Genomic DNA, 10,132 nt, shown 5'->3' with positions numbered 1-10,132 from the left:
CCGCCGCGGGGGGGCGCGGGCGCGGGTGCGCGGGTGCGGGGCGCCGACGACGCGTCCCCCGGACCGGGACCGGTCCGGGGGACGCGTCGCCTCACGGGTGCGGCTGCCGGGTGGGGCGGGCCCGGCGTCCGGCACGGCCCTAGCGGCGGGAGGCCGTGCGGCTGCGGCGGTAGAGCATCGCACCGCCGGTGATCAGGACGGCCCCGGCCGCCGAGGCGGCGATCATGCCGTCGCTGCCGGTCTGGGCCAGGTGCGGCGGGTTGCCGTGCGGTTCCTCCTCGGCCGGGGGCTTCTCGGCCTCGTACGGGGGAGGCGTCTTGACCTTGACGGGCGGAGTCGGCGTCTCCTTCTCGGGCTCGTCCTCCTCGCCGTAGCCGCCGTTGACGCAGGTGTTGCCGTAGGCGTCGTTGAACAGCCCGATCAGGTTGACGCTGTTGCCGCACGCGTTCACCGGCAGGTGGACGGGCACCCGCACGTCGTTCCCGGAGGCGATGCCGGGCAGGCCCTCGACGGGGCTCGTGTACGCGCCGTCGTCGCCGTACGCGGACCCGCCGTACGCGGAGTCGTCGTGGGAGGAGTCGCCGTACGAGTCGTCCGCGGACTTCTCCGCGTCGCCGTGCGCATCGTTGACGCAGGTGTTGTCGTACGCGTCGTTGTCCACACCGATCAGGTTGACGGTGTCGCCGCACACGTTCACCGGGGCGTGGACGGGCACCCGCACGTCGTTCCCGGAGGCGATGCCGGACGAGCGCCCGGCGTCGTCCATCGGGTGCGCGGCCTCGGAGTCGTCGTGCGAGTGGTCGGCGGACTTCTCCGCGTCGCCGTGCGAGCCGTTGACGCAGGTGTTGTCGTGCGCGTCGTTGTCCACACCGACCGCGTTGGCGGTGTTGCCGCACACGTTCACCGGCGCGTGCACCGGTGCTCCCACGGTGTTCCCGTCCATCACACCGTGAGAGTCCTCGGCACCGCCCCCCGCGTACGAGTCGGCGAGGGCGGGGGTTCCGTACAGGGACAGAATGCCGGTGGCGGCGGCGGCCGCCACGAACACTCCCCTGCTCAGGGTCTGTCGCAATGTGGTTGTCTTCCTGCTTGAAGAATTGGGAGCGGCCACGCGTTCTGGCCCTCCGCTGCCGCATGGCCTACTCCCTCATCAACCCGACTCGGCGGAATCGGTTGCGCAGGTTCACCCGGTTGGCCCGCACGGGCGGGCGCGCGGGCCGGGTGTCAGGACACCACGTCCTTGCGGACGAAGCCCCGGAACGCCAGCGCGAACAGCACCGACGCGTACGTCACGGACACCGAGGCGCCCTGGATCATGCCGGACCACTCCGGGGTCGGCTGGACGGCGTCCGCCCAGGCGAACTGCCAGTGCGCGGGGAGGAAGTGACGCCAGTCGCCGAGGGCGGTGACGGCGTCCAGGACGTTCCCGACGATGGTCAGGCCGACGGCGCCGCCGACCGCGCCCAGCGGGGCGTCGGTGCGGGTGGACAGCCAGAACGCGAGCCCGGCGGTGACCAGCTGCGACACGAAGAGGTACGCCACGATCACCACGAGCCGCTGGGCCGCCGTGCCGGGGTCGAGCGCGCCGCCGGTGGGGATCCGCAGCGGGCCCCAGCCGTAGGCGGCCGTGCCGACGACGAGCGCCACCACCGGCAGCAGCACCATCGCGGCCAGGCTCAACCCCAGTCCGACGATCAGCTTGGACCACAGCAGCCGCATCCGGGGCACGGGCGCGGCGAGCAGGTAGCGCAGGGAGGACCAGCCGGCCTCCGAGGCGACCGTGTCCCCGCAGAACAGGGCGACGGGGATGACCAGCAGGAAGCCCGCGGACACGAACAGGTTGACGGCGGCGAAGTTGGCGCCGGACGCGGTGGCCGTGTCCATCAGGTTGACGCGGCCGCCCGGACGGTCGGGCTCGCCGCCGATGGCGAAGGCGACCACCAGCACGAACGGCAGCAGGGCGAGGATCGCGCCCATCACGAGGGTGCGGCGGCGCCCCAGCTGGCGGGCCAGCTCCACCCGCAGGGGCAGGGTGCGGCCCGCGCGGTAGCCGGCGGCGACCTCCGCGGGTCCGCTGTCCCCGCTGTCCCCGGCGCGCCCGGTGGGCTCGGCCCGCTCGGTGAGCGTGCTCATGCGGAACCTCCGATCAGGGTGAGGAAGGCGTCTTCGAGGCGGCGGTGCGGGCCCACCGACGCCACGGGCACCTCCAGCCGGACCAGGTCGGCGACCAGGCGCGGGGCGGTGCCGCCGGCGTCGAGCCGGACCAGCAGCCCTCCGTCGGTGCGGACGGCGGAGGCGACGCCCGGCAGCGCGGCGACCTTCTCGGCGACCGGCTCCTCCACGGGGGCGACGGTGCCGACGAGCAGGGTGTCGCCGGAGCCGACGATCTCCTGCACCGGACCGGCCTGGACGAGCCGGCCGCGGTCCATCACCACGAGGTGGGTGCAGGACTGCTCGACCTCCGACAGCAGGTGGCTGGAGACGATCACCGTGCGTCCGGCGGCCGCGTACCGGATCATCACCTCGCGCATCTCGCGGATCTGCGGCGGGTCGAGTCCGTTGGTCGGCTCGTCGAGGATGAGCAGGTCCGGGAGGCCGAGCATGGCCTGGGCGATGGCGAGGCGCTGGCGCATGCCCTGGGAGTAGGTCCGCACCGCGCGGGCGAGCGCCTCGCCGAGCCCGGCGATCTCCAGGGCCTCCTCCAGGTGGGCGTCCTCGGGCGGGCGGCCCGTGGCCCGCCAGTACAGCTCCAGGTTCTCCCGCCCCGACAGGTGCGGCAGGAAGCCCGCGCCCTCGACGAAGGCGCCGACCCGGGAGAGCACCGGGGCGCCGGGGCGGACGGCGTGGCCGAAGACGCGGATCTCGCCGTCGTCGGGCCTGATCAGGCCCATCAGCATGCGCAGGGTGGTCGTCTTGCCCGCGCCGTTCGGGCCGAGGAGGCCGAGCACCTGTCCCTTCTCGACCCGGAAGGACAGGTCCCGCACGGCGTACCGGTCCGAGGAGCGGGCGTAGCGCTTGCTCAGGCCGGTGATCCGCAGGGGGACGTCGGCCAGCTCGGGGTCGGGCGCCGGGGCGGTGGTGCGGCGGCGGCCGGTGAGCAGCAGGGCGAGGGCGATCAGGGCGCCGGCGACCGGCAGCCACACCACCCAGGCGGGCAACGGGGCCGCGGCGGTGGTCACGCCGGGCGCGGTGGGCACCGTGAGGTCGCTCCTCAGGGAGACGGTGTACGTCGCCGGGGCGGCCGGGGAGGCGTAGCCGAGGTCGGTGGAGGCGAGGACCAGGCGCAGCCGGTGGCCCTTGCGCACCTCGTGGTCGACGGCCGGGAGGGTGAGCGTCACGTCCTTGCCGCCCTTGGCGCCCTCGACGCGGACGGGCGCGACCAGCTGCGCGGGCAGCACCTGCTGCCGTCCGTCCGGGCCGACGTCGTAGACCTTGCCGAAGAGGACGGCGTCGTCGCCGGTCGACTTCACGTGCACGGTGACGGTCGGCGATCCGGTGATCCGCAGGTCGTCGGCGACCGGGGCGGACTCGAAGCGGGCGTACTGGCCGGGGAAGTCCAGGGAGACGCCGACGCCGAGCGAGGAGAGCTGGGCGAGTCCGCCGGAGCCGCCGAGTCCTGGCAGGGAGGAGACGGCGGGCGGGTTGGCGCCCGCCGGGTTGGCGAAGCGCTGCTCGCGTCCGGTGAGGGGGAAGGCGCGGCCGCCGCCCGTCAGCCCCGGGTAGGTGTCGGCGCTCGCGCCGTTCAGCACGGCCTCGCCGTCGGTGGAGTCGACGCCCCCGGTGCGGGTGACGCGGAAGGCGGGGCCGGTGTCGGCGCTCCCGTCGCCCTTGAGGTACCGGTCGAACCACGCCTCGACGCGGCCTTGCACCCGGCCGCTCTCCGGGTCGCCGCCGTCGTGGCCGCCGGCGATCCAGTCGACGCCGACCGGGGCGCCGTTGGCGCGGATCGCCTTCGCGGCGGCGTCGGCCTGGCCGAGCGGGAAGAGGGAGTCGGTCTGGCCCTGCACCAGGAGCGTGGGCACGTCGATGCGGTCGGCGACGGCGGACGGCGAGCGCGCCTCGAGCAGCTCGCGCGCCCCGTCGTCCGGGACGCCGGACTCGGCGACCCGCTGGTACATCGCGCACAGCGCGGCCTCGAACTTCTCGCAGCCGCCGCCGGAGTTGACGAAGACGCCGGCCCACAGTCTCTTGAACACGCCGTTCGGGAAGAGCGCGTCGGCGAGGTCGAAGTAGGTGATCGCCGGGGCGATGGCGTCGACCCGGTCGTCGTACCCGGCGCCGAGCAGGGCGACGGCGCCGCCGTAGGAGGCGCCGGTCATGCCCACCCGCGGGTCGCCGTCCCCGTCCAGCTCGACCTCGGGCCGGTCCGCCAGCCAGTCGATCAGCCGGGAGACATCGGCGACCTCGCCCTCCGGGTCGTTCAGCCCGATCCTCCCGCCGGACTCGCCGAAGCCGCGCGCGGACCAGGTCAGCACCGCGTACCCGTCGCGCGCGAGGTCCTCGGCCTGCTCCCGCACGTCGTCCTTGCTGCCGCCGAAGCCGTGCCCGAGCAGGACGGCGGGGCGGCGGCCGCCGGGGCCGGCGGTGAAGTACGAGGTGTCGATGCGCACCCCGTCGCCCACGCTCATGACCCGGTCGGCGCGGCGGACCGCGGGCGCGTCGTCGGAGGCGACGGCACTCCACGTACCGGCACCGGCGAGCACGACGACGGCGGCCGCGGCGGCGACGGTCCGTCGCGGCCGCCGTGACCGCAGCCACCGCGATCCGGGCAGTCGAAGATCCATGCGTCAACCGTACGGGGTGAAACTGTCACCGGGTTGTCGACCACAGACCGAACCCGGGGGCCTCCTGGCGGCGTACGCCAGCGGTGCCGCGTACCGCGCCCGCGGTACGCGGGCGTGGTCAGGCGAGCGCTTCGGCCAGCAGCGCGGCGGTCTCGGCGATCAGCGGGTCGTCGGGTGCGGCGTCGGGTTCGTGCTTCGTCGTGAGGACCGCCAGGACGAGGGGCGCGCGCCGCGGGGGCCAGGCGAGGCCCACGTCGTGGTTGGTGCCGTACTTCCCGCCCGCGGTCTTCTCCGCGACGGTCCAGCCGGCGGGCAGGCCGGCCCGGAGCTTGGCGGCGCCCGTGGTGTTGGCCAGCAGCCAGCCGGTGAGCCGTCCGCGGTCCTTGGGGGCGAGGGCGGTACCGAGCGTCAGGCGCGCGTAGGTCCGCCCGATGGCGTCCGGCGTGGTGGTGTCCGTCGTCCGCCACGGTTCGGCGGAGTTCAGCTCGGGCTCCCAGCGGTCGAGCCGTGTCGTCCGGTCCCCCAGCGACCGGCAGAACCGGGTGACCGCACCCGGCCCGCCCAGCTCCCGAAGCAGGAGGTTCCCGGCGGCGTTGTCGCTGTGGCGGACCGCGGCGTCACAGAGCTCCTCGACGGTCATGCCCGAGGCGAGGTTCCCGGGCATGCCGGTGACCGGCGCGTATCCCGAGTCCGTGACCTCCTTCTCGCCGTACCGGATGCGCCTGGCCAGGAACTCCCCGTCCCGGTCGAGGTCGCGCAGCACGGCGGCGACCGCCAGCGGCTTGAAGACCGAGCACACGGGGAAGCGCTCGTCCGCGCGGTACCGCACGGCCTTGCCGGTGGCGGTGTCGCGGGCGTACACGCCCAGCCGGGCGTCATGCCGCCGCTCGAGCTCCCTCAGCCGGCGCACGATCCCGCCCTCCGGCGCCGCGGCGTGGGCGTTTCCGCTCACGGTCAGGGCGGCGGTCAGTGCCGCGCCGGCTCCCCAGGCGAGCACGGTGCGCCGGGACGCGGGCCGTCGTGCGCTGTCCAAGATCGCCCTCTCCTCCGGTCACGGTCTCGAACAATAGGATCACTCAGCCGGATCATTCGGTTCCAGGAGGACTCGATCGTCCGTGCCGGTCGTCCGGATCGCGGCGGGAAAGCGGAGGCCGGGTCGCAGGGGAGGGCAGCGGTAAGGCCGTCGGCAGCCTTGACGCAGTGTTCTGACCTCTTCGCTGTATCAACCTGCAGCAGGTGCCGGTGGTGAGGTCAAACAGGATTTCTGGTCATCGAGGCAGGCATGCGGGTCAAGGCCATTGCTGAGGAGAAGCGTTCCAGGAATGCCCCGTAGCGGCCCCCGATCTACCTAGGCTGTGGTCACGACGACCGAACGCCGGGAGACTGTCCACCATGCCCAGGACTACACAGCTGCGTACATACACCGTTCGTGACGGCATGCTCGACGAGTGGGTCGAGCGCTGGCGTCAGGAGATCGTGCCGCTGCGGCTGAAGTTGGGCTTCACCATCGGCGGGGCATGGGTGGAGCGGGAACGCAACCAGTTCGTGTGGCTGATTTCCTACGAGGGTCCGGAAACCTTTCAAGAGCGCAACGCGCTGTACTGGTCGTCGCCCGAGCGCAAGGCGATGAACCTGGACCCGGACGACTACCTCGTCCATACCGACGACTGCACGGTCGAACAGGTCTATTGATCACGGATGGTCGAGCGGCAGCATGTGGTGCCGTCGCTCCTCTTCCGTGAGTGTGCGGAAGACCCTCGTCCGTGCGATCGCTTCCAGCCGGTCGTAGTCCGGCTCCGCGGACCACACCCGGGCCGTCCCGTCAGTGGAACCGGTCAGCAGTCGTGCGCTGTCGCGGGACCATGCCACCGAGGTCACCTTGGCCTGGTGAACACCGACGACACCAATCTCATCGAAGGTGGCTGCGGACCATAGCCGAACAGTGCGGTCGTCGGACCCCGTGGCGACGTACCTGCCGTCGGGTGACCAGGAGACGGCACGAACACGTCCTTCGTGTCCCTTCAGGATGTCGATACGACGGCCTGTGGCCACATCCCACACGGCGGCCGTCCAGTCCCCCGAGGCCGTGGCGACACGCGCTTCGTCCGGGGACCAGGCGGCGTCCTCCACATAGTTGTCGTGTCCGCGCAGGACGGTGAGCTGCCGACTGTCGCTGGTGTCCCAGAGCCGGCAGGTCCGGTCGTCGGAACAGCTGGCGAGCAGCCGCCCGCTCGGCGACCACGACACGCGGCCCACCCAGTCTTGGTGCTCCGTGAGCTTCGTCAGCTCGCTCCCGTCCTGTGCCGACAGGACGCGTACCGCGCCGTCGTGCCCGCCGGTCGCGATCCGCCGGCCGTCCGGGGACCAGGCACATCCTTCGACGACCTCCCCGCGCTGCTCGAAAAGTGTGCGGCCCGCCCCGTCCACGACCCGGAGAAGCCCGTCGTTGGTACTGAGCACGAGCCGGTCGCCATGCGGCGAGCAGGCCACACTCCACACCCGGTCCTCCAGCCTCATCACAGGCCCAGCGGGAGTGCCTGTCGCCGCGTCCCACACGCGCACGCTGCCGTCATCGGAAGCAGTGGCGACGCGGCTGTGGTCGCCGGACCACGCGGCCTCGTTCACCGGGCCGTCGTGCCCGTCGACGAGCGTGGTCTCGGCTCCGCGCGGACGCAGATCCCAAACGATCCCGGTGCCGTCGGTTGAGCCTGTGGCGAGCTGTGTGCCGTCGGGAGACCAGGTCACTCCCCACACGGTGTCGGTGTGTCCGCGCAGCACCGCCAGGACCTTCGCGTCCTCGGCGTCGACGATGCGCACGGTTCGGTCGGAGGAGGCGGAGGCAAGCATCCGGCCGTCCGGCGACCAGGCCAGGTTCCACACGTAATCGGTGTGCCCGCGCAGCAGCAGTCGCAGCTCGCCCGTCCCCGCGTCCCAGACGCGGGCGGTGTGGTCACCGGAACCGGTCGCGATGCGGCCCCCGTCCGGGGACCAGGCGATGCCTTCGACGAAATCCGTGTGCCCCGTCAGGTTCGCGGTGGCCGTCCCTGTCGCACGGTCCCACACGATCACCGTCTGGTCGTGGGAGGCGGAGGCGAGACGGCTGCTGTCCGGCGACCAGGCGACACCCCAGACGTCGTTGCCATGCCCGTGCAGTTCGTGCACGAGTCGGCCTGTCCGAGCCTCCCAGACACGTACCACTCGGTCCTTGAAGGTGGCGGCGATGTGCGTCCCGTCGGGCGACCAGGCCACCTGCCTGCCGATGTCCCGGGCTCCGGTCAGCAGCCGTACGGGCTCACCGGAAACGGCGTCCCAGATCCGTACGACATGGTCCCGGCCGGCAGTGGCCACCCGGGACGAGTCGGGTGACCAGGTGACGGCCTCGACCATCGCACCGTCGGACGGCAGGACGAGCATGGGCCGTCCCGACCTGGCGTCGTAGATCCGGGCTGTACCGTCCCGGGAGGCCGTTGTCAGTAGTCGTCCGTCCGGCGACCAGGCGATGTCGCGGACCGTGTCCGTATGCCCGTCGAGCCGGATGCACGGATGGCTGGCTGCCAGGGCCGCCATCAGTCCGCGCCTCGCTGAGGGTGTCGGCGTGCACTCGCCGAGCGCTGCCAGCGACAGCAGCAGGGCGCGCTCGGGCTCGGTCTCCGCACTGCTGAGAACCTGTCGGCCGATGCTGTCGGAGACACGGCTCAGGAAGGCGAGGTCCCGACGCTGGGAAGCCTCGACAAGCGCTCGCGCGGGCGTCGACGCCTGTCCGGCCTCGTCCAGGGCTTCGAGCCAGCGCTGGGCCACGGTGAGTCGTTCGCCGGTGAGGAGGTAGTCGGCGCTGCGCCCGGACCGTTCCCAGTCCTCGGTCCACCGCTCAAGCTCGGCACGCTCCCGCAACCGCTCGGCTCGCGCCTCGACCTCCTGCCGCAGCGGCGCCCACTGTCGGAACAGAGCCTCGTGCGTCACCTGCGCGTACGGTTCCTGGCCGATGGCCGCGTCCCCACGTGCATCGGACCGCAGCAGCCGGGCGTCGATGAAGGCGTCCACCACATGCCGCTCCCGGTCGGTGAGGTCCGACAGCGGTACATGGCGGCGGGCGACCTCCTGCCCCTCCACGGTGACGAACTTCAGCAGTACACGGAGGACGAAGTCGACGGTGTCATCCGTACCGAGACCGGCCACGGTGTTGTCGGCCTGCCGCGCCAGCGCGCCCGGTACGCCACCGAGCCGCTGATACAGCTCCTCGGTGACCGTGCCGCCGGGGCCGGACGCGAAGTACAGCTCCTGGAGGAGGTAGGCGAGCAGGGGGAGAGCGTCGTCGGTGCCCGTCTCTCCCACGATCGTGTCGACCACGCCAGGTGCGAAGGAGAGACCCACCAGGGCGCCGGGTGCCTCCACCACCTCGGCGAGCTGGGCCCTGCCCAGGGTGCCGATGGTGATGGGGTGTTGAAAGAGTTCGGCGTGCTCGGTACCGAGAAGCCTTCCCAGGAGATCCACGCGGAGCGTGGCCAACACCCGAACCGAGGAGTCCTGCTCCAGGCAGGTGCGCAAGGAATCGAGGAATTGGGCTCGTTCCCGCTCGCCCCCGAGGGTGACGAGTTCCTCGAACTGGTCGATGACAAGGAGTGTCCGCCGGAACCGCCCTCCGCGCAGCCGGGCCAGCTCCGCCCGCAGGGCATCCGGCCCTTGACGCAACCGCCGTAGTACGGCACCAGCTGTTTCCCTCTCTCCAGCGGCGGTCGCAAGGGACGAGGCCAGAGCGCCGAGCGGATTCGGACCGGGTGAGAAGGGCGGGACGACAGTCCAGCGGCGACCTCGCAAGCGGGGCAGTACCCCGGCCCGCACAAGTGATGACTTCCCGCTGCCGGAGGCACCGGCCAGCAGAAGGAACCGGTCGACAGGGCGCGTCGCGGTGGCGTGCAACCTGCGCGTCATCTCGGCGACTTGGGCCTCCCTACCGAAGTAGACGGCTGCCTCGTCCTCGTCATACGCGTCCAGGCCCGGATACGGGACTCGGTCACGCGGCCAGTCTGCTTGCGGCGGCGCGGGATTCTCCAGCCGGTACACCACGACCTGCCCGACCACCATGGCCACCACCAGCAGCCCGATCGCCGGGACCGAGAACCGCTGGATGACCTGCAACGCCCACGGAGCCTCGTCGGTGCTGGTGGCGTAGTTGGTGGTGATGCCGAGTAAGCAGGCAATCAGCGCCAGCATGATCTGGAGCAGCACCTGCATCCGGTGCCTCATACGGCACCGCTCACGACCGCGTCACTGCCCGCCGACACGACCCGCCCCCGATCTACCGGATCCGAAGAACCAGTGTCGCGTGTTCTTGGCTCTCACCATGGACG

At 72.1% G+C, this 10,132-nt stretch carries 6 protein-coding genes; 1 reads left to right on the top strand and 5 read right to left on the bottom strand.

All coding sequences use genetic code 11. The features are described 5' to 3' along the window. Positions 1–139 precede the first annotated feature (139 nt). The 4 genes from ABTY20_RS08875 to bla all read right to left on the bottom strand — a co-directional run bounded on the left by ABTY20_RS08875 (position 140) and on the right by bla (position 5,817). Positions 140–1,072 carry a chaplin family protein gene (locus ABTY20_RS08875; RefSeq protein ID WP_351996274.1) on the bottom strand — a complete coding sequence of 311 codons (933 nt, stop codon included), beginning with the start codon at positions 1,070–1,072 and terminating at the stop codon, positions 140–142. 152 nt (positions 1,073–1,224) lie between these two features. Next, on the bottom strand, positions 1,225–2,133 hold the full coding sequence (locus ABTY20_RS08870) for an ABC transporter permease (protein WP_351996273.1): 909 nt from the start codon (positions 2,131–2,133) through the stop codon (positions 1,225–1,227). Beyond that, a complete protein-coding gene (locus tag ABTY20_RS08865) occupies positions 2,130–4,784 on the bottom strand; it encodes an alpha/beta fold hydrolase (protein WP_351996272.1) in 2,655 nt (884 codons plus the stop codon). The genes ABTY20_RS08870 and ABTY20_RS08865 overlap by 4 nt, the downstream gene beginning before the upstream one ends. A gap of 118 nt (positions 4,785–4,902) precedes the next feature. After that, the gene (bla, locus tag ABTY20_RS08860; RefSeq protein ID WP_351996271.1) at positions 4,903–5,817 is read right to left on the bottom strand and encodes a class A beta-lactamase; all 915 of its coding nucleotides are present in this window, start codon (positions 5,815–5,817) and stop codon (positions 4,903–4,905) included. A 359-nt stretch (positions 5,818–6,176) separates the two neighbouring features. Here bla and ABTY20_RS08855 point away from each other — a divergent pair, with 359 nt between their 5' ends. After that, on the top strand, positions 6,177–6,476 hold the full coding sequence (locus ABTY20_RS08855; protein ID WP_351996270.1) for an NIPSNAP family protein: 300 nt from the start codon (positions 6,177–6,179) through the stop codon (positions 6,474–6,476). On the opposite strand, the gene ABTY20_RS08850 is transcribed toward ABTY20_RS08855, so the two are convergent. Beyond that, positions 6,477–10,016 (bottom strand): nSTAND1 domain-containing NTPase, encoded by a 3,540-nt coding sequence (locus ABTY20_RS08850; RefSeq protein WP_351996269.1) that lies wholly within the window; start codon positions 10,014–10,016, stop codon positions 6,477–6,479. Positions 10,017–10,132 lie beyond the last annotated feature (116 nt).

It is taken from the genome of Streptomyces sp. NPDC126497 (assembly GCF_040302425.1).
Taxonomy (GTDB): Bacteria; Actinomycetota; Actinomycetes; order Streptomycetales; family Streptomycetaceae; genus Streptomyces.
This window is presented reverse-complemented; position numbering and strand designations above follow the sequence as displayed.

Bases quoted from the DNA above. Each gene is read 5' to 3' on its own strand.
- ABTY20_RS08850 (WP_351996269.1), bottom strand. From the start codon at position 10,016: ATGCAGGTGCTGCTCCAGATCATGCTGGCGCTGATTGCCTGCTTACTC.
- ABTY20_RS08855 (WP_351996270.1), top strand. From the start codon at position 6,177: ATGCCCAGGACTACACAGCTGCGTACATACACCGTTCGTGACGGCATG.
- ABTY20_RS08870 (WP_351996273.1), bottom strand. From the start codon at position 2,133: ATGAGCACGCTCACCGAGCGGGCCGAGCCCACCGGGCGCGCCGGGGAC.
- ABTY20_RS08865 (WP_351996272.1), bottom strand. From the start codon at position 4,784: ATGGATCTTCGACTGCCCGGATCGCGGTGGCTGCGGTCACGGCGGCCG.